Source organism: Paraburkholderia sp. SSBN10T, assembly GCF_056619545.1.
Genome location: NZ_JBWQQI010000001.1, coordinates 418,968 through 436,898, shown reverse-complemented (window position 1 = coordinate 436,898; position 17,931 = coordinate 418,968). Strand labels below are relative to the sequence as shown.

Here is a 17,931-nt window from a genome sequence, read left to right as displayed (position 1 = left end):
GTGAGCACTTCGAATCCGCTTGCCTCGAGCATCGCTGCCTTCCGTTCCACTGTCGGACCTACCAATTTCGGCCTGCTCGGCTTGCTCATCGCACTTTCGATTACCTTTGGTAGCGTCGCAGGACCACAGTTGTTTAGCGGAGCCAGCCTGCGGTCGATGGCCTTCCAGCTTCCCGAACTCGGCCTGCTCTCGCTGGCCATGCTGATTCCCCTGCTCTCAGGCGGACTCGATCTTTCCATCATCGCCACCGCCAACCTGAGCGCGCTCGCGATGGCGTGGATGTGTACGCATGCGCTGCCCGCGAACAGCGGCCTGAACTCGGCGCTGTGGGTGGTTGGCGCGCTGGCGGTGGGCCTGGCAGTTGCCGGGCTCATTGGTGCACTGAACGGTTGGCTCGTTGCTTACCTGCGCGTGTCACCCATTCTCGCGACACTGGGAAGCATGACCTTCGTGAAAGGCATTGCGGTCGGCCTCACGCACGGCGGTGTCATCTCCGGCTTTCCCGCGTCGGTTCGCTTCCTGGGACATGGTCTCGTGTTCTGCGTGCCTGCAGCGTTGCTGCTGTTCGTCGCCGTCGCGATACCGATCAGCATCATGCTGACACGTAGCCCGCTCGGCATACGCATCGCCATGATCGGTTCGAACGAACGCGCCACGAGCTATGCTGGCGTCGATACCAAGGGTGTGTTGATGCGCGTGTACATGCTCTCTTCGCTCCTGTCTGCACTCGCCGGTCTGGTGATGATGGCCCGCTTCGACTCCGCCAACGCGGCTTATGGCGAGAGTTACCTGCTAGTGACGATTCTGGCGGCGGTACTCGGCGGTGTGAGCCCAACCGGTGGCTTTGGTCGCGTGAGCGGACTGGTGCTTGCACTTGTGATCCTGCAGCTCATCTCGACTGCGGCCAGCATGATCGATCTGGGCCAGTTCATTACGCTGTCGATCTGGGGCGCTACGCTAATCGGTGTCGCGGGCGCAGGGGTACTGCGGACCTGGTGGGAAAAGCAAAAACTGCGTGGTTAGCCGCGGTGCATCTTTCCGCTGGCGCGCCGCGCGATCGGTCGCCAAAGCGTCTCTTTTGAGCGGAAGAAGACGAAGCGAAGCGACCGCTCGGCGATGGCAACGCTGCAGGATGGCTATTTTGTGATGAACGTCAGGCGCTGCTTTAAGGCGCCAGGTCCCGGGCTTCGTGAAGAATCCATTTTGCAAATGCCTGTAGTGGCTCTTCACTCAACTCGATCGGCTCAGGAAGAACGAGGCAGAAGTTTTTGGTAATCGCTTCGCCGTCCGGCCAAGGCGCGACCAAACGGCCCTGTTCAAGCTCTGCCCCGATGTAAAGACGCGGCACCAATGCAACGCCCAAGCCGGCTAGCGCCGCCTCGATCAGCATGGAATGGAGATCGTAACGTGCGCCAACCGCCGAATTGGTCAGCACGATGCCGGCCTCTTGTGCATAAAGCTGCCACGCGTCCGGATTTTGTCTCCTGTGAAGGCGTGGCAGCTCATCTAGCGACGTGTTCGCATCGGCGTCTGCGAGGAGCGCCGGACTACAGACGGGTACAAGCACCTCCTCCAGCAGGTGATGTAGATGCATACCCGCCCATGCTGGATGCTCAAAATGAATTGCTGCGTCGAAACCGCTACCAGCAAGAAGGAAGGGTTCCATACGTTCGGCGATATGCACGGTAATGTTCGGATGCATGTTTTGAAAGCATTTCAGTCGAGGGATCAGCCAGCGGGTGGCAAAGGTCGGAATTGCGGCGATATCAATGCTCGCGCCCTCGATGGGTTGACCCATCAGATATAGGCTGTCCCGTTCCAGCCGATCCAGAATCTCGCGAACCTGCACCGCGTATCGCGTGCCATTGGGCGCGAGCCTTACCCGATTTCCAACGCGCTCGAACAGCACGACACCCAAAAACGCCTCCAATCGACCGATCTGACGACTGATGGCGCCCTCGGTCAGCGCTAACTCCTCGGCCGCGCGGGCGAAGCTGCCGTGTCGAGCCGCGGCCTCAAATGCCAGGAGCGCGGAATTGCTTGGAATCTTACGTCGCATTGGAGTCTCGCCGATTGGTACGCGTTCGATGCCAGCTTGAGTAAACATCACTGAAGGCTGACTTTATATCGATATATACGCGGGAAATGCCAGATTAGCATTACGTTACCGCAATGAGCATGAATCGTTTGCTGCAATACGCTCATCCGTCACGAAAGGACAATCTGATGATCTACACCGTGGAATGCAGCTTCGCCGATCCCAACAGCGAAGCCGAATGGAACGACTTCTACAGCCTTGAAAAACTGCCTGCCCTAATCTCGGTGACTGGCTTTCACACGTCGCAGCGCTTCAAGTCGTTAAGCGAGGGTTGCCCGGTCTACCTGGCCGTCCACACGATTGACGGTCTCGATGTCCTGACGGGAGAGGAATATCGCCAGAAAGGCGGCGGCAATTTCGCGAGGTGGCAGCAACACATCACCGACTGGCACCGAAATCTCTATAGCGATATCGGCCTTGCGCCGGCGGTCAATGCAGACGAACTCCTCGTGCTGTGTGTAAGCGGCCCCGAACCTCTGATCCAGATGGGCCTCACGCCGTTGGCCATGCGAGCGGTTGCGCTGGAGAAGTTTCCGGAACGCCGTTGGCTCGCAAGACTGCCCCGGCGAAACGCTCAGCTTGTCGAGAGCATGTCTGAACGCGTTCACCTCTACTCGCCGATGATGGAACAACTGACAAGCTCCCGGACTGTTTCGACTGAACAGGAAAAATAGGTCCGCGATGCCCAATGTCACTTTCTATATTCCTGCGGGGAAAACGCCGTCTGATGAGAGACTTGCCGAGCTTTCCCGCGACTGCGTCAAACTTTGTACGGGTGTCCTTGAAGCGGCACTCGAAAACGTTCATGTCATCTATGTCGACGTTCGGCATGGGCACGGACATCCCGTCTTCGTGGAAATCCAATATCGTCCTGAAACGTTTCGCACTCCACATGTAATGAACCGGTTCATGGAAGCCTTGGATGACGCCATCGTGCGCCACACGGGTCTCACGGCGCGCATCCGTTGTTTTGGTTATGCCGCGTCGAACATTCACGCCCGCAATTAGGAAGTCTTCTGGAGAAGAATGGTGTCCACCTTTAGCTTTCCAAGTCAGCGAATCGGGGATTTCACGATCACCGCAATCAGCGACGGCTACCTCACCGCCAGCCTGGACTTCCTCTCGAATATCGACCCGTCGGATGCCTCCAGAATACAAAACGACGCAGGGCAGAAGGAGCCTTCCGCCGTGCATATCAACTGCTACCTGGTACGCGGAGCGGGCCGCACAATTCTCATCGACGGTGGGGCTGGAGGCATCAGGCAATGGGGCGGCCGCCTGAGGACCAATTTATCGCTCGTTGGCGTCGAACCATCCGAGATCGACACAATCCTGCTCACACACGCCCATCCCGACCATGTCGGAGGGCTGGTCGACACAGCCGGACAACTTACCTTCCCAAATGCGGAGCTTGTTGCTCATCAGCGAGAGGTCGCATTCTGGCAGGATGACGGAAATGTAAGTCGTGCCAGCGAGCGAGCCCGCGGTAACTTCCTGATAGCGCGTCAAATGTTCGACGGCTACCGCGACAAGCTCCGCACTTTCGATGAGGGGGAAGTGCTTCCCGGCATCAGAGCGATGCCGCTGCCGGGACACACAGATGGACACTCCGGATATCTTCTCGAGTCCCGTGATCAGGGCTTGCTTGTTTGGGGAGACATTGTTCATTTCCCTCACATTCAGATTAAACGGCCAGACGTATCGATTGCATTCGATCAGGACCCCTCCCTGGCAGCCACCACACGATCACGGCTTCTGGACCTGGCCAGTTCGGAGGGACTTTTGATCGCCGGTATGCATCTGGGGGAACTCGGCTTCGCGCGAATCAAGCGAACGAGCGGGAGCTACGGTCTGCTTTACGAGACTGAAGCATGAGGCCGCGCACAGCAGCATCCACGGCTGATGCCACTCCGGCGTTCTGCACTGGAGCAACTACGAACACTGCGATGCCGTGACAACGGCTTTGGCCGCTTCGGCCGATGAAGGAGTGTTTGCCTTTGTCAATCGGATGGCCGGTTACGGGGTGAAGCCGACGCTTGAACGTCCGAGGGACGACGCATGCGAACGGCGGCTCCTGGCCGCGCGCCGCCTCATGCAGTCCGTATATTTCGCATCTGGGCCACGTGGCCTCGATCGGCAGCACGCGACCCGGAAGCGACGTTCGATTTTCCGGGAAGCGGCCATTCAAGCGATACGAAATCGCGTCCCGGCAACTCAAAGCAAGTCGATACAGGCAACTTTAGGCTTATTAGCTTTTCCAGGCTGCAGCCAATTCATGAGCAAAGTCGCTATAAGAACGGGGCGCATGACCAAGCAACCCTGTTAGTTTCTCGATCTCGGCCGTGCTCGCGATAGCCCCATCTGTCTGATAACGGCGCATCATGATTGCGATATCGTAGGCGCGTGAATTCGGGATGAACACCCTGAGACGATGTTCGAACATTTCGAGATCGTCGTCGCCATAGGCGATCGGACGGCCCAATCGCTCGGACCACAATGCGGCAATGGCCGGCCCCGTCAACACGTCAGGCCCGACGAGCGCGTACGTTTCGCGCGGTAACGGCGTTGCGGATTGCTCACGGCGGAGAAGCTCCTTCGCTGCTGCCTCGCCGATGTCGCGTGTATCGACCAGCGACAGGCCCGTTCGACCAAGCGGCATCCCGTACACGCCGTAAGTCAGCAGCGCGTCCTTCTGTTGCGCATCGTTCTGGAAGAAATAACACGGCCGAAGGATGGTAGCCGGCAGGTTGTAGACCTCGATCATGCGTTCGATCACGACTTTGCTCGCAAAATGCGGCACGTCGGCGTAATGCTCGCCCTTGAATACCGACAGGTAGACGACCCCCTTGATCTTGGCGTCACGGGCAACGTTCAAGGTCAGCATTGCCTTGCTCAGTTCATCGGTCGTATTGCCGACCACCAGGAAAAGCGTGCTCACGCCGTTCATGGCGGCACGGATGCTGTCCACGTCGTCGAGATTGCCCTGGACGGCAGTCATGCCGGCCGGAAGCTTCGCCTTGTCAGGGGAGCGAGTCAGGGCGCGAACATCTGCACCGCCTCCATCCAGAAAATGAAGCACCTGGCTTCCAACCGTGCCGGTGGCTCCGGTGACGAGGATGGTCATGTCTATCTCCTTGCTGTTGCGGGGTTGCTGATCGTCTCTGTCCGTTACCGCGGCCGCAGGGCCTCAATGCGGGCTTCTCCCGCCCTCAGCGTGACAACCGAGGTGTGGACGGAGTAAGGTCCGAGGACAAGATCGTGCGAGTGCGGGACAGCCGACCCAAATAAGAAGACCGCGCCGGACGGGCCAGCCTGAATCGAGATAGAGACCTCGCCTCGCTCGAATACCGCAAGCTCGCCGGCATCAATGTTTTCGGCTGCCGTGAGGCCGCCTTGGGCGACACTCACAAACGCTACGGATTGCCCAGTTGCGGGTTGGAAGTTCCACGTCTCGCTCGGAGCAAGCGTCACGAGAAGGCAGGTGATGCCATCCGGAGCCTGCGCCGGGCTCTTCGCACCGCCATATTTCCCGACCAGGACGCGTGCGGGTCCGACCGTTGGCGTGAAGGAAGCTTCGATGAACTGCGACAACGAAGGCCCATTTTCTAGTTCCGGCGAGAGGGCTATCCAGAGTTGGAAGGCTTGAACGGACGGCGAATCGCCCGCGCTCGCCTCATCACCGTGCCAGATGCCGCCACCGGCCCGCATCCATTCAAGGCCGCCGTAGGCAAGCATGCCCTCGCCCGCATCGGGATCACGGAAGCGCATGTTGCCTTTCGTCACGATCGAAACGGTAGCGATTCCGGAGTGCGGATGCCTAGGGAACCTGGGAAGATTCGCGGTATCCGTCTCGACCAGATCGAGAAAGACGAACGGCTTTAGCACCTGACCCAGATCGGAAGGACTCATCAGCCGGGCGACTGGCCCGTGCGATTGGCCGCGAGTCTTGCCGAGAATGGCGCGAGGAAGCGGTGAACGTCCCGAGTCCTGCGTCTGAGTGATTTGTGACATGGCATGCTCCTCGAATACCTGCATTCTGAACTGAGGATTTCCATCAAAGAAGCCACTTATATTTGATCTGAACCATCACTATAATTAATGGATGATTGAAAGCGTCTCGATCGACCAATTGCGGATGTTTGTCGCCGCCGCCGATGCCGGCAGTTTTTCGGCTGCCGCCCGGCGGCTCAATCGCGCGCAATCCGCAATCAGCCAGGCCATCGCCGCCCTGGAAACATCGTTGGGCATCTCGCTGTTCGACCGATCCGAACGCTTTCCCAAACTCACATCCGAGGGTTCCAAGCTGCTGGCGACGGCACGAAGCATCGTACGGGATACCGACGGCCTCAAAGCGCATGCCCGCAACCTTGCGGGCGGACTGGAACCCGAACTTGCGATTGTTCTGGACACGCTGTTCCCCCAATCGCTCCTGACCACGATCGCTCAAGGATGGGCCGCCAAGTTTCCGGAAACGCCGTTGCGCGTTCATTTCGAGGCCTTGGGCGCCGTCGCGCAAGCAGTGCTCGGCCGAGGAAGCAGCATCGGTGTGATCGGAACGCTCCAGACGGTTCCGCCGGACCTCTCCAGAGAGTGGGTGTTCGATCTGCCTCTGGTCACGGTCGTGGCGCCCTCACACCCCTTGGCCAGTGCGAAAAGCGCGATCAAGCCGGAGCTTGCGGAGAGGCATGTCCAGATCGTGCTAACGGACCGATCGACACTCAGCGCCGGCCAGGAGTTCGGCGTGTTCGGCCGACAGGCCTGGCGCGTCACCGAGCTTTCGACAAAGCATGCGTTCCTGTGCGCAGGACTCGGCTGGGGAAACATGCCGTATCCGTCTGTCGCCGACGATATCGCTGCGAGACGGCTCGTGACGATTGAGCTCGAGGGCATCCCCTCAGGCTATGGATTGCCCATGTCGGTGGTCTACCGCTCGGACAGCCCGCCGGGATTGGCAGGCCGCTGGATGATCGATCAGATGCGGTCGATCGTGCTCGCGCATCACGTTGGCAGGTCATCCCGGAAATCCCGGAAACAATGAAGCCCACCGTGAGACGCGGCGGGCTTACGTGATGCAAGACTCGCGGCTGTGCCGAGAATCGTGCTGAACTGCGAGCGGATTAGCTGGCGCTGTCGGGAGTAAACGCCGCGACGATGCGTGACCCATCGAAATACTCGCGGTAAAGGGCGATCTTTCCGTTCTCGGCTCGCATATACAGGATGTAGTCCTGGTTATAGATCTTGCCGGTCGCAATCACGGTTGCCATCGCGGCGAATTCAGCGATGACGGCATTCTCACCCTCGACACGATATATCTTCTTCACCTCGATATTGAAATCGCTGAACTGCGAGAAAAATCCGCCGACGCTCTGAGCAATTGCGTCGATGCCTTTCAGGACGTTCGGGACGTGCGAGGGCGCATAGGGCATTTCCAACACTGCATCGGAGGCGAACAGATTGCGCCAAGCCTGCGGGTCAGCCTTGATGGTACGGAAATGCTCGTTGAGGAGTTCGAGAGCGTTCATAGTTTCTTTTTCCAGTTAAGCCAAAGTGGACGTTGAACGGGCCGAGCTGAGCAAGCTGGCGAGTTGATCGCGTCGCAGCCAGGCAATGGCAGCGCTCAGCACTAGCAGGACGAAGGCCGGGGCCGGATTGCCACCGATCCGAAGCAGATGGACGCAAATGGCGCATGCCATCGTGGTCGCCAGTAGCACGCCGCCAAACGGCGCTGATCGAGGGATCAGAACCATGATCCCGCCAGCCACCTCGACGAGGCCCGTCACGTAGCGGAACCATTGGCCGATGCCGATGTGGTCGAAAATCTGAACCATCATCGGCGCGCTGGCGAGCTTCGCGCTGCCAGCGCCGATGAAGGCGGCCGCGACCAGAATCTGTAGCGTCCAGAGGGCGATGGTTTTGCCGCGAGTGCGGCCTTGTGAGGTTGTGGTCATAGAAACTCCGTAAGGTTGCGGAGCATTCTCTAATCACTTCAAGTATCGAGGAAGCCTTTAATATTTGATTTAATCCATCATATTTCATGATGGACCTCCTTCCGTGGATGAAAGGAATTCAGTCAAATATTTGCCTTAGTCTCCCTTCGCGCATCACGAAGCCATGGCGGGTACTTTCTGATTGGTTTACGCAAGGTTGAATCGCTGCCAGCGCGTCAAGCGAAAGCGCGTGCGCCTGATGTTCTGCCGGCGATTGTCGCCGAGCTAGACGGTTGAGTCGAACGTCTCTTCTTGGCCGCGCGCCGCCTCATGCAGACGTCATGACGACCTCCATCCTTGCATCACTGCGAGCGACAACCCGCGCCCCGTTTGAGTCGCTCAGAACTCGTGTCCTACTGTCCGCTCCCGCGGGAGCATGAGACGTTCGTCGACGCCCCATTGTCCCAGCACTCCTTCACAGCCCCATTGGAGACGGCGCCTGCGACCTGGGAGAGAGACTCTGTTTCGACAGGTTCGATGATGGCAACGAGACCAGTCTCTGATCGGGCATGGCGTTCAAATAAGGCTAGAAGTTCAGGGCGCAGTCCGTCGCCGCGTTGGGCTGCGAGCGCATGAAACGAGAGAAATGGCAGCATGGTTGAACTCCTTTCAATGAGAGACAGGCGAGCGCTACGCCGATGACGCAATTGGTGCTCCGGGCGCCCGCAAGATGCATGTGGTTCGAGCGCACCGACCTTCGTCCGCCAGCCTCGGTTACTGTGCGATCGCATGGGCAGGTTATGTCAGCAGGTCAGCACAGGCACTCCGATTCTTGCTGTCTATTTCATCGCTACGCCCCCTGGCGCCGTCGCTTACGAACGACGCGCGTAGTGACCATCGTCACCACACACCGCGTGTCGGTTTATCGAGTATTGCAGCAAGAAACGGGGGGCGGCTGACTGCCTGGACCACTATCGTTCAGACAGAGGGCAGCGATTTCGCTTCCCTCTTTCAACCACAGTCAATGAGGAATTCACCATGTCCAGGGAAGATGACAACAAGGCCGTCGTGGGCCGCTGGTTCACCAATTTCTGGGGCAAGACATGCAACCTCGACATCGTCGACGAACTTGCTGCTCCTGACATGCTTCTTCAATACTCGCTGCACGAGGCGCGCCGTGGCCGCGAGGACATCAAGGCATTCATGACCGATTTCCGCCGAGCGTTTCCGGATCTCAACTTCTGGGGCGCCGCTGATCTCATCGCCGAGGGGGACTATGTAGTCGGCCGCTGGGAGGGTGGCGGCACACATACCGGTCCGGCATTCAACGACTTCCTCATTGGATCGTTGCCGGCCGCGACCGGCCGGAAAATGCACTTCACCGGCACGACCGTGCTACGGCTCAATGGTGGCAAGATCGTCGAAGAAATCGGGCTGGACGACGGCGTGACCGCGCTGCAACAACTTGGACTCCTCAAGGCAGCGTGATCGAAGGCGCAGTGCTTCCACAGTTTTCCAGCAATGCTGTGTGCATCTAACGCCACAACAGGCCAAGCGTCACCGGTCCGTTGTGGCGTTATCCGTCCATTGAGCGACCGGCTCAATAATGACCAGCGTACCGTAGCTACCCGGCAAAACCGCGTGCGGCGTACCCGCTGGTGCAAGGTACATCTGGCCGGCTTCCACAATCACGTTCTCGTGTTCGACCTGCAAAAGCAGCGTTCCATCGACTACGAGCAACCCTTCGTTGTAGTCGTGTATTTCTTCTTCATATGGCCGCTCATCCATTCGCAGGACTTTTATTTTTGTTGTTCCAACCTGACCGACAACTGAAGACATCCGGGAACGTGCGCCGCAAGGCCACCACCCTGAATCACAACCAACCCGGCGACCCCGCGAAGCTCGCCACCGCCATGCTCAAACTGGTTGACGCGCAAACGCCTCCGCTCCGGCTGCCGCTTGGCACCGACACGCTGAAGGCAATCGCTGAAAAGAACGCCTATGTCGAGCAGGAAACCGAAACCTGGAAGGCACTCTCGGCATCGACCGACTTTCCTGCCTGATGTAAGCAGATCTCCCAGCTCCCCCGCGGCTTCGCATCCCACGCGCCGCCTTCGCATCCCCGCGCGAATGGCGGCTAGCAAACGCCTACATTAGGGTCGATCGAGCCGGCAAGGCTGGACCGCCGCGCGGCGGTCCGACCCGGCGCCCTTCCCACCCACCCTGTGCAAGCACGATGAAACTGCTGCGGATACTGACGGGCGTCCACGCGGGAGCGCAATTGCAGCTCACGCCGGGGACGCACCGCATCGGCGCGGACGACGATGCCGACATCCGCCTCGCCGACTGGCGCGGTGCGGATACGTTGCTGCACGTCGACGCAAGCGGCGTGGTGAGCGCGCAGCGTCTGGCCGTGGGAAGCGCACCGGCACCGGTGGATACGCCGGACACGAACGACACGGCATCCGTTCAGGCCACCGCAGCCGCGCCCGCCGCGCCGGAAGAAGTGGTGCTGCTGGTCGATTTCGTCCCCATGCAGTTCGACGACACGATCCTGTGCGTAGGTGCCGACGACGCCGTCTGGCCCTCCGACCTCGATCTGCTCTCCACCCTGCTCACACGGCCGGCCGAGGCGCGCTTCGCCGCCGAGCGCAAAAAGCGCCACCGCTATGTCGGCGCGGTAGCGGCCTGCTTCGCGCTCGGCGTCGTGATCGTGGCCGTCTCGCTGCTGACGACGACCCAGATGAGCCGCGCCGCTCTGCCGCGCAATGCCGACGATCGCGCGCAACGTGTCAGCGAGGCGCTCGCCGCGGCCCATGTGAGCGGCCTGCACGCGCATGCGCTCGGCAGCACCGTGGTCGTAACGGGCATGGTCGCCACGCCGGCCGACGACCAGGCTGTGCGCACCCTGCTCGACCGCATCTCGCAGAACGGGATTTCGCGCAACTACGACGTCGCGCAGAACGATGCCCGCAGCATCGAAGACTCGCTCGGCATCGCCGGCGTGCATGTCGAATACCAGGGTGGCGGCACCTTCGCCGTGACCGGCAAGGTAAGCAGCCGTGCCGACCTCGATGCGGCGCTGGCGCGCGTGCGCGCCGATCTCGATGCCAACGTCAGGAGCGTCGTGGTACAGGCAAGCGAAACCGCGGGCACAACCGATACGCCGATCAATGCGTCGTATTCCGAAATGATTTCCTCCGATGATGTCAAATATGCGGAAACGCCCGATGGCGTCAAGCATATCTACGCCGTCGATCCGCCGGCCAGCGCATCCGAGAGCGACGCGGCCAGTGCAGCCAATGCAGCAAGCGCGCCAAACGGAACCGCCAACACCGCCGCGAGCGCGAACGGCAACGTAAATGCCGCCAACGCCGCAGCCACGAACAACGCCAACCACGCGCCGGGCGCAACCAGCACCTCCAGCGTCGACAACGACACCGTCAGCCGCAGCGCCGACGCAGGTGTGCCGTTGCCCGATCCATCCACCTTACCGACCAGTCTGCCCGCAGCCACACCGGCGCCGCAGCGGCCACGCGGACCGGCCGGCTGACGAGTGCAACCCAAACGCAACCCGGCGAGCCGCGTCCCGCAACTCACAACGCGCCATCCTTAACCCAGGAGATCGATATGTACGAGCAACTCGAACCTTACGGCAGCGACTTCAACGACTTGCCGAAGACGCTGGCCGACCCGGCAGGCGCCCCGCGCATCGAAGCGATCCGTCACGCGCTCGACAGGACCGCGCAGCAGATCAGCGAAGCCCAGGGCGCCAACGACCTCGACCGCAACAATCTCGCGAAGCTCTATCGCGGCTTCCTGGCCGCTTCGCGCGTGCTCGGTCGACTTCAGGAAAAACAGGGCGCAGCGCTCAGTTGACGCGGCGTCCTGCCGGCGCAGGAAAAGCACGCTTTTTCCCGCTGCCGGTCAACGCGCTTGCTTCGACGGCACGCAGTCAAAAACGCCGGCGAAGCGGCAGGTCTCGATATAGGCCACCCCTTTCGTTCCACACACACTGGAGGTTCTCATGTCCGTAGGCAGCGCAGGCTCGATGATGGAAGGTCTCACCAACGAAATGAACCAGATGACGGAAATGTCCGCTCAGATGCAAGTCGAGCAAAGCATGTACGCATCGGTTTCCGATATCGCGAAGAGCGGTGCCAGCAACGTCAAGAGCGCCGCGCAAGGCGGCTAAGCGGCCTTAGCCTGGCTGGCCGTTCGCCGCGCGCTCGCGCGTGGTGGCGGCTGCCGATGCGGCCGGTCTATGCACCATGCATGCGCCGGCCGTTTTTTGCCGCGCGTTTTCGAGGTCGATGCATGAGCAGCGAGCGCTATACCAACCTGATCGTAGATCTGTGCGCGACCGTCGGTCTCGGCGACGTCGACCATGTGCTGCGCACGCGCTCGATCGAGGTCGAAGGTTTCGATGTGCGGCTCGACTATTTCGAGCGCGACATCGATGCGATGTACGCGAATTTTCATTTCGGCACGGTAACGGCCGGCCGCACGCTCGTCGTGTTCAGGCTGATGCTGGAAGCCAATCTGCTGATCTATGCGCAGGACCAGGCGCAACTGGGACTCGATACCGACACCGGCGGCGTCGTGCTGGTGCTGCGCCTGCCGTTCGCCGACGGCCTGAGCGGCGAGGCGCTCGCCGATCTGCTCGCGCATTATGCCGAACACGGCCGCTACTGGCGGCAGAACATCGTCGAATCGAACGACGAAATGTTCGAGGGCATCGCGTCCGGCGAGTTCTTCTGGTTAAGGGCGTGATGCCTGCTGAGTCTTGAGCCGCGGCCTAAAGGCCACGGCGGGCCACGGCGTACCGCTGCGCAGACATCAACACCGCCCGCGCCGCAACCTCATCCCTTGGCCGCGTTCTCGACGTTCTGGGCGCCCTGCTCCGCGATCTTGGCAATCTCGCTGGCTTCGGCCTCCTCGACCTGCATGATCGAACCGAGCACGCTCATCCCCGCCGAGGCGAGTCCGGCGCCGGCCTGGGCCAGATTCGCCACGCCGCCCGATAAGCCCGAGGCATCCTGCAGCAGACCGCCGAGACGGCCGCTGCCCGCGCTATTCAGGCGCGCCGAGGCGTTGTGCAGCATGTTGCCCAGACGTCCGCTCATCCCCGGCCTGGAACCGGGACCGGCAGGGCCGGAACCCGTGCTTGCGCCCTGGGTAGCCGACGGCTTGGCGGAGAACGAGGCGCGTGTGCCCCCGCCGGTCTTCGCGCCACCGCTGCTCAGCGCGTTCAGGCCATGCAGCGCGGCGCCGCCTTGCGGGCCGGCCTGCGCGCCGGTATCGACAGCGGCGCCTTGGCCGGGCGCCGAGGAGGATGGCGTGGAATGGTCCGAGAGCGGCGTAACGCCGCCGTGACCGCCGATCGACGGGGATTTCGTCATGGTGCAGGGCTCCTGGTTTGGCTGCGCCTCAGCCCGGACCCGCCGATCACGCACGAGCATGGGACAACACGCATCCTGCACGACCATACTGCGGCCCACTCGCCAAACGTGCTCCATGCGCGAAAGCGCGTCGTGACGAGCGAAGCCATGCGCGACATCGATAACCGCCTGATCGCACAAAAGTGCTGCGCGCCCGCTTCCTCGCGCTTCGCACCCGCGCTCGCCGGTTCGCTAAACGCCATCTGGCGGACATGCCATGCCGGCACACTAGCGGGCAGTCTCGTCAACCGGACTCGAATCATGCGTTTCGCACCGCTCGAAAGAATGGAAACACCGCATCTGGTGTTGCGCCCGCTGACCCCGGCGGATGCCCCGGCGCTCTTCGACCAGATGCTCGGCGACGCCGGCACGATGCGCGACCTGCCGGTGCCGCGCCATCGAAGCGTCGAGGAATCCGCCGCATTTGTCGACGAAGCGCTGCGCGGCTGGCAGGACGGCACGCTGATCCGCTATGCGCTCGAATGCCGGGAAACCGGCCGGCTCACCGCGCTGATCGAACTGAAGCCGGCGCTGCCGCGCATCGAGGTGGGCGTGATCATCAGCCGGCATGGCGGCGCGCGACGCCGCCGCGCCGGTGTGCTCGCGCTGCAGGATCTGCTCGACTGGCTGATCCAGCAACCGGGCGTGTATCGGCTGTTTGCCTGTTGCGCCGTCGATGGCGCCGCGCACAGCAGCATGGAGCGCCTTGGCTTCGTACAGGAAGCACTCCTGAGGAATCACGAACCGCGTCCCAATCGCGGCCTCGTGGCCGACGACAGTTATCTGTACGCGCTCACGCGTGCCGTGCCCGCGCTGCCCGAGCCGCCCAACGAGGGTGTCGCATGGCTGCGCACGACCATGCAGTGGAGCCTCGAAAACGCATAAGCGCCGTACCGCAGAAAAGGTCTGCTGTCCCGATACATGAAGAAGTGTTCCAACTTCAAGCAATTGTTCAGCTCTCAGGCGATAATGCAAAGGTCTGACGAATGCCGTAGCCCGGCATCTCGTTGCTCCCGCCGGCGGCTATCCCCGCCGGCTGACCGACCACACAACAAACTACGCCGGAGATGCCCCGATGTCCTTGCCGCGGCTAACGGGACAGATGATCGCCTTTTCGCGCTTCTGGCTCGCGCGTGAGGTCGGCCTTCTGATTGCCGACGGCGCCGTGATCGAACTGGGCACGCGCCCCTTCGCGGTGCTGGCCGCCCTGCTCGACGCCGGCGGCCGCGTGTTGTCGACCGCGCAACTGCGCGAGATCGTCTGGCCCGGCACGAATGTCGACGCGAACACCGTGCAGGCGCAGATATCCGCCATCCGGCGCGCGCTCGACGACGACCGGGACCTGATCGTCACCGTGCCGGGCCGCGGCTACCGCTTCGCCGGCGAGATACGGGTGGTCGACACGCCGGAGACGGGGCTCGAAGCGGGCACGGGCAACGTCGGCAGCATCGCGGCGTCGCTCGCCACCTCGTTCATGCCGGGCGGATCGTCCGGCGCGGCGGCGGCATCCCGCCACGCAGCCAGCGCAAGCCTCACGCGCACGCCGTCCACTTCGCTCGGACCGCCCGCTCATTTGCCGTCCGCACTGCCGCTCGGCACGGTGCGTTCCTCCATTGGGCGCGGCGCACGGCCGGATAGCCAGCATGCCGCGCCGTTAGCCGTGCCGTTGGCCACCACGCCGCTGCCGACCAGCGCAGTGGCCTCGCTACGCTCCCATTCCGTCGACCCGTCGCCGTTCGTCGGCCGTCATGCCGAGCTATCGGAATTGCTCGCTCTGGTGCCCACCCGCCGCATCGTCACGCTGACGGGCGCCTCCGGCATCGGCAAAACGCGTCTTGCCACCGAAGCCGCCAGCCGGCTCGCCTCGCATTTCCCGGACGGCGTCGTGTGCGCGGCGCTGGCCTCGCTGGCGCAGCCCGAGCGTGTCGTCAATGCGATTGCCGCTGCGCTCGGCCAGGAGCCGAACGCCCGCTTCGCCGATGCCGAAGGATTCGCAGAGCCGGGCCGCCTCGCTGCCCTGATCGGCGCGCGGCGCCTGCTGCTGATCGTCGATCATTGCGACCATCTGAGCGAAGCCGCAGGTGCGACCATCGAAGCGCTGGTCGCCGCCACGCGCGGGCTGCATGTAATTGCCACCTGCGAGACGCCGCTCTTTATCGACGGCGAATCGACCGTCGCCGTGGCGCCGCTGCGCGTGCCGCCCGAACCCCTCGCAGGCGTGCCATCGGCGCCGTCGATGCTCGACTACGACGCGTTGCACCTGCTGCTCACGCGACTCGTGCATTGCCTGAAAACGCCGGGCAGCAACACTGCACCGCCCGATCCACAGCGGCTCGCGCCGCACGCGCTCGCGGCCGCTTCGCTGCTGTGCCGCCGGATCGACGGCGTGCCCTATGCAGTCGAACTGGCCGCCGCGACAATCGCCGCACAGGTGCGCGCGGGCACGCCGGTCGAAACCGCGCTCGCCGCCTTCGCCACGGAACTCGACGCGATGATGACGCGCCGCACCGGTGCGCGCCGCATCGTGCTGCCGCGCGCCGCCATGGTCCATGCGATGCTCGACATGTCCTACGCGGCGCTCGACGGCCCCACCCGCACGACGCTGCGCCGGCTCGGCGTATTCGCCAATGCGTTCGCCCACGAAGCCGCGCTCGATGTGCTCGGTGCGTTCGATCCCGACTACGAATCGGGACCACCGGATGCCGCTGTGCTCGAAGGCCAGCTTCGCGCGCTGGTGGCCGCGGGCCTCGTCAACGAAGTCGATTGCGACGGCGCCCTGCGCCTGCGGCTGCCGCAGGCGGTGCGCCGCTTTGCCCTGGATGCGCTCGAGCGAACCCGCGAAAGCGCCGACGCCGCCGCCCACCATGCCCAGTTCGTAGCGCGCGACATGGCGCGGCGCTTCGGCGCGGGACTCGCGAGCGGCGGCCTGCACAGCCGTCACGATATCGATGCCCTGCGCGCCGCGCTCGAATGGGCCGTCTCGGCGGACAAGGTCGAGCTATGCGCCGATCTGCTCGACAACACCGCGCCCGTCTGGGTTGCGCTGTCGCTGGTGGACGAATACGTCGACTGGGTTCGCGCGGCGCTGGCCCGGGTGGACAACGCGTCGATGCGGCGCATCCGCGACGAGATGCGCCTGCGCGCCGTGCTTGCGCGGGCGCTGACGCTGCGCCGCGGAGCACCGGAAGAGATCGTCGCCAGTTGGCAGCGCACCTACGAACTGGCGAATATCTGCGCGGATACGCCCTACCGTCTGCGGGCGCTGTTCAGCCTCGCGATGGGTGCGCTCGAAACCGGCGAGGTCCTGCGCGGCCGCGAGATCAGCCAGGCGTTCAGCGAGATCGCCGCCGCCACGCAATGGACGGCGGTGAGCATCAATGCACGCCGCATCGAAGGCATCATGCAGGCCTATGCTGGGGAGTTCGATGCGGCGATCCGGCTGCTGTCGCCGGTCGTCGGACTGAGCGACGACGCCATGGACGAGTCGATCGACGAAGAGGCCTGCCACGAAGCCAATGCCATGGCGACGGGCTATGGGCTGTCGCTGCATCTGGTCGCGCGCGCCGTGCTGGCCGTGGCTCAATGGCTCGCCGGCGAGCCAAATACGGCCGCGCCGCTGCGCGGCACGTTTCGCGACCCGGCCGACGAAAGCGAGCCGGTTGCCTGCTGCATCGCGCTTGGCTTTGCCTGCGCGCTGGCCGCGCTCGACGACGATATCGCGCTTGCCGAATCGTGCGCAGCCGCGCTCGTGACCCGCGCCCGCGTGGCGGGGCTGCGGCGCTGGCTGCGCGCGGGGCTCGACTTCCAGCTCTGGCTCGACGCCCGCCGCGGCGATCAGCAGGCGGCGCGGCGCGTGATCGGTGGCGCGCTCAAGCGCATCGCCCGCGAACGCATCTATCTGCTCGACGTCACCTTTATCGCCACGCTGCTGCCACGCATCGCGCTGAAGGACGAACCGGAACTGACGGCATCGCTGGCGGCCACGCTGCTCGGCGCCGTGATGCGCAGCGAACGTACTGGCGAGCTCTGGTATGTGCCGGAGCTGCTGCGCCTGGGCGCGCTGGTCCAGCTTGCGCAGGGCGAAACCGCGCAAGCGGTGCGGCCGCTTCTTCAGGAGGCGCTGCAACGGGCCCGCCAGCAAGGCGCGCAGCGGCTCGCTCTGCGGATTACGGTGGATCTCGAGGCGCTGGACGCCGCGCCGGGCATGCCGGCCGGCTTGCGGGTGGGCGGGTCGTCGGGCGGCTCGCCTGACGTGTCGTTGGCCGCGTCAGGCGGAAGCGCAGCGGCCCAGGCAGTAGGCAGTCCCGCAATCGCCGCGGACAGCGGTTCAGCCATAACGACGGGGCTACTGCGGGTTCGCTGACAGAGCTTCGGGTTCGCGCCGGGTTCTATCTGGGCAAGATGAGTCAAGCGAACCATAGCGACATCATGATTGCTTAAATCTCCTAAGCGTCCTCATTCATTC

Annotated in this window: 19 protein-coding genes and 1 pseudogene; 13 read left to right on the top strand and 7 right to left on the bottom strand. The window is 62.8% G+C overall.

Annotation, left to right across the window (positions count from 1 at the left end):
- Positions 1–1,023 (top strand): ABC transporter permease, encoded by a 1,023-nt coding sequence (locus AC1ECK_RS01980; protein ID WP_480315316.1) that lies wholly within the window; start codon positions 1–3, stop codon positions 1,021–1,023.
- Positions 1,024–1,165: 142 nt separating this feature from the next.
- Here AC1ECK_RS01980 and AC1ECK_RS01975 read toward each other — a convergent pair whose 3' ends face one another.
- Entirely contained in the window at positions 1,166–2,059 is an 894-nt protein-coding gene (locus AC1ECK_RS01975) for a LysR substrate-binding domain-containing protein (RefSeq protein WP_480315314.1), read from the bottom strand.
- Positions 2,060–2,226: 167 nt separating this feature from the next.
- Between AC1ECK_RS01975 and AC1ECK_RS01970 the strand changes: the two genes are divergently transcribed.
- From AC1ECK_RS01970 to AC1ECK_RS01960, 3 genes are read left to right on the top strand one after another with little or no spacing between them, the layout of a single operon-like run.
- Entirely contained in the window at positions 2,227–2,772 is a 546-nt protein-coding gene (locus AC1ECK_RS01970; RefSeq protein ID WP_480315562.1) for a sugar ABC transporter, read from the top strand.
- 7 nt (positions 2,773–2,779) lie between these two features.
- Positions 2,780–3,106: a hypothetical protein gene (locus AC1ECK_RS01965; RefSeq protein ID WP_480315312.1), complete on the top strand. Its 327-nt coding sequence runs from the start codon at positions 2,780–2,782 to the stop codon at positions 3,104–3,106.
- 18 nt (positions 3,107–3,124) lie between these two features.
- On the top strand, positions 3,125–3,973 hold the full coding sequence (locus AC1ECK_RS01960) for an MBL fold metallo-hydrolase (RefSeq protein ID WP_480315310.1): 849 nt from the start codon (positions 3,125–3,127) through the stop codon (positions 3,971–3,973).
- Positions 3,974–4,346: 373 nt separating this feature from the next.
- Here AC1ECK_RS01960 and AC1ECK_RS01955 read toward each other — a convergent pair whose 3' ends face one another.
- Both AC1ECK_RS01955 and AC1ECK_RS01950 read right to left on the bottom strand, forming a co-directional pair.
- Complete coding sequence (locus tag AC1ECK_RS01955; protein ID WP_480315308.1) at positions 4,347–5,222, bottom strand: NmrA family NAD(P)-binding protein; 876 nt, start codon at positions 5,220–5,222, stop codon at positions 4,347–4,349.
- A 44-nt stretch (positions 5,223–5,266) separates the two neighbouring features.
- A complete protein-coding gene (locus AC1ECK_RS01950; protein WP_480315306.1) occupies positions 5,267–6,109 on the bottom strand; it encodes a pirin family protein in 843 nt (280 codons plus the stop codon).
- Between the two features lie 91 nt (positions 6,110–6,200).
- Here AC1ECK_RS01950 and AC1ECK_RS01945 point away from each other — a divergent pair, with 91 nt between their 5' ends.
- A complete protein-coding gene (locus AC1ECK_RS01945; protein WP_480315304.1) occupies positions 6,201–7,136 on the top strand; it encodes a LysR family transcriptional regulator in 936 nt (311 codons plus the stop codon).
- Positions 7,137–7,215: 79 nt separating this feature from the next.
- Here the strand turns inward: AC1ECK_RS01945 and AC1ECK_RS01940 are convergent, their stop codons facing one another.
- Positions 7,216–7,620, bottom strand: a complete 405-nt coding sequence (locus AC1ECK_RS01940) for a nuclear transport factor 2 family protein (RefSeq protein WP_480315302.1) — start codon at positions 7,618–7,620, stop codon at positions 7,216–7,218.
- Between the two features lie 15 nt (positions 7,621–7,635).
- The gene (locus AC1ECK_RS01935; protein ID WP_480315300.1) at positions 7,636–8,046 is read right to left on the bottom strand and encodes a DoxX family protein; all 411 of its coding nucleotides are present in this window, start codon (positions 8,044–8,046) and stop codon (positions 7,636–7,638) included.
- Between the two features lie 1,017 nt (positions 8,047–9,063).
- On the opposite strand from AC1ECK_RS01935, the gene AC1ECK_RS01930 reads away from it, so the two are divergent.
- The gene (locus tag AC1ECK_RS01930; protein WP_480315298.1) at positions 9,064–9,513 is read left to right on the top strand and encodes an ester cyclase; all 450 of its coding nucleotides are present in this window, start codon (positions 9,064–9,066) and stop codon (positions 9,511–9,513) included.
- 69 nt (positions 9,514–9,582) lie between these two features.
- Here AC1ECK_RS01930 and AC1ECK_RS01925 read toward each other — a convergent pair whose 3' ends face one another.
- Positions 9,583–9,864, bottom strand: coding sequence for a cupin domain-containing protein (locus tag AC1ECK_RS01925; protein WP_480315296.1), 282 nt, complete (start codon positions 9,862–9,864; stop codon positions 9,583–9,585).
- Between AC1ECK_RS01925 and AC1ECK_RS01920 the strand changes: the two are divergent.
- From AC1ECK_RS01920 to AC1ECK_RS01900, 5 genes and pseudogenes are all read left to right on the top strand, one after another.
- Positions 9,858–10,088: pseudogene (locus AC1ECK_RS01920) on the top strand (short-chain dehydrogenase/reductase); the annotation flags it as partial. The gene AC1ECK_RS01925 and the pseudogene AC1ECK_RS01920 overlap by 7 nt on opposite strands.
- A 173-nt stretch (positions 10,089–10,261) precedes the next feature.
- Positions 10,262–11,578: a type III secretion protein gene (locus AC1ECK_RS01915; RefSeq protein ID WP_480315294.1), complete on the top strand. Its 1,317-nt coding sequence runs from the start codon at positions 10,262–10,264 to the stop codon at positions 11,576–11,578.
- 77 nt (positions 11,579–11,655) lie between these two features.
- A complete protein-coding gene (locus tag AC1ECK_RS01910) occupies positions 11,656–11,904 on the top strand; it encodes a type III secretion protein (RefSeq protein ID WP_480315291.1) in 249 nt (82 codons plus the stop codon).
- 148 nt (positions 11,905–12,052) lie between these two features.
- A complete protein-coding gene (locus tag AC1ECK_RS01905; RefSeq protein ID WP_480315289.1) occupies positions 12,053–12,220 on the top strand; it encodes a hypothetical protein in 168 nt (55 codons plus the stop codon).
- A gap of 122 nt (positions 12,221–12,342) precedes the next feature.
- The gene (locus AC1ECK_RS01900) at positions 12,343–12,798 is read left to right on the top strand and encodes a CesT family type III secretion system chaperone (RefSeq protein WP_480315287.1); all 456 of its coding nucleotides are present in this window, start codon (positions 12,343–12,345) and stop codon (positions 12,796–12,798) included.
- An 89-nt stretch (positions 12,799–12,887) separates the two neighbouring features.
- Here AC1ECK_RS01900 and AC1ECK_RS01895 read toward each other — a convergent pair whose 3' ends face one another.
- Complete coding sequence (locus AC1ECK_RS01895; RefSeq protein ID WP_480315285.1) at positions 12,888–13,427, bottom strand: hypothetical protein; 540 nt, start codon at positions 13,425–13,427, stop codon at positions 12,888–12,890.
- A 147-nt stretch (positions 13,428–13,574) separates the two neighbouring features.
- Here AC1ECK_RS01895 and AC1ECK_RS01890 point away from each other — a divergent pair, with 147 nt between their 5' ends.
- Positions 13,575–14,351, top strand: coding sequence for a GNAT family N-acetyltransferase (locus tag AC1ECK_RS01890; RefSeq protein ID WP_480315283.1), 777 nt, complete (start codon positions 13,575–13,577; stop codon positions 14,349–14,351).
- Between the two features lie 190 nt (positions 14,352–14,541).
- Positions 14,542–17,829, top strand: coding sequence for an ATP-binding protein (locus AC1ECK_RS01885; RefSeq protein WP_480315280.1), 3,288 nt, complete (start codon positions 14,542–14,544; stop codon positions 17,827–17,829).
- Positions 17,830–17,931: the final 102 nt, after the last annotated feature.

Excerpts from the sequence above, each read along its gene's own strand:
- AC1ECK_RS01970 (WP_480315562.1), top strand. The coding sequence starts at position 2,227 with ATGATCTACACCGTGGAATGCAGCTTCGCCGATCCCAACAGCGAAGCC.
- AC1ECK_RS01930 (WP_480315298.1), top strand. The coding sequence starts at position 9,064 with ATGTCCAGGGAAGATGACAACAAGGCCGTCGTGGGCCGCTGGTTCACC.
- AC1ECK_RS01950 (WP_480315306.1), bottom strand. The coding sequence starts at position 6,109 with ATGTCACAAATCACTCAGACGCAGGACTCGGGACGTTCACCGCTTCCT.
- AC1ECK_RS01885 (WP_480315280.1), top strand. The coding sequence starts at position 14,542 with ATGTCCTTGCCGCGGCTAACGGGACAGATGATCGCCTTTTCGCGCTTC.
- AC1ECK_RS01975 (WP_480315314.1), bottom strand. The coding sequence starts at position 2,059 with ATGCGACGTAAGATTCCAAGCAATTCCGCGCTCCTGGCATTTGAGGCC.
- AC1ECK_RS01895 (WP_480315285.1), bottom strand. The coding sequence starts at position 13,427 with ATGACGAAATCCCCGTCGATCGGCGGTCACGGCGGCGTTACGCCGCTC.
- AC1ECK_RS01915 (WP_480315294.1), top strand. The coding sequence starts at position 10,262 with ATGAAACTGCTGCGGATACTGACGGGCGTCCACGCGGGAGCGCAATTG.
- AC1ECK_RS01955 (WP_480315308.1), bottom strand. The coding sequence starts at position 5,222 with ATGACCATCCTCGTCACCGGAGCCACCGGCACGGTTGGAAGCCAGGTG.
- AC1ECK_RS01960 (WP_480315310.1), top strand. The coding sequence starts at position 3,125 with ATGGTGTCCACCTTTAGCTTTCCAAGTCAGCGAATCGGGGATTTCACG.
- AC1ECK_RS01900 (WP_480315287.1), top strand. The coding sequence starts at position 12,343 with ATGAGCAGCGAGCGCTATACCAACCTGATCGTAGATCTGTGCGCGACC.
- AC1ECK_RS01940 (WP_480315302.1), bottom strand. The coding sequence starts at position 7,620 with ATGAACGCTCTCGAACTCCTCAACGAGCATTTCCGTACCATCAAGGCT.
- AC1ECK_RS01905 (WP_480315289.1), top strand. The coding sequence starts at position 12,053 with ATGTCCGTAGGCAGCGCAGGCTCGATGATGGAAGGTCTCACCAACGAA.
- AC1ECK_RS01910 (WP_480315291.1), top strand. The coding sequence starts at position 11,656 with ATGTACGAGCAACTCGAACCTTACGGCAGCGACTTCAACGACTTGCCG.
- AC1ECK_RS01965 (WP_480315312.1), top strand. The coding sequence starts at position 2,780 with ATGCCCAATGTCACTTTCTATATTCCTGCGGGGAAAACGCCGTCTGAT.
- AC1ECK_RS01925 (WP_480315296.1), bottom strand. The coding sequence starts at position 9,864 with ATGTCTTCAGTTGTCGGTCAGGTTGGAACAACAAAAATAAAAGTCCTG.
- AC1ECK_RS01890 (WP_480315283.1), top strand. The coding sequence starts at position 13,575 with ATGCGCGACATCGATAACCGCCTGATCGCACAAAAGTGCTGCGCGCCC.
- AC1ECK_RS01935 (WP_480315300.1), bottom strand. The coding sequence starts at position 8,046 with ATGACCACAACCTCACAAGGCCGCACTCGCGGCAAAACCATCGCCCTC.
- AC1ECK_RS01945 (WP_480315304.1), top strand. The coding sequence starts at position 6,201 with ATGATTGAAAGCGTCTCGATCGACCAATTGCGGATGTTTGTCGCCGCC.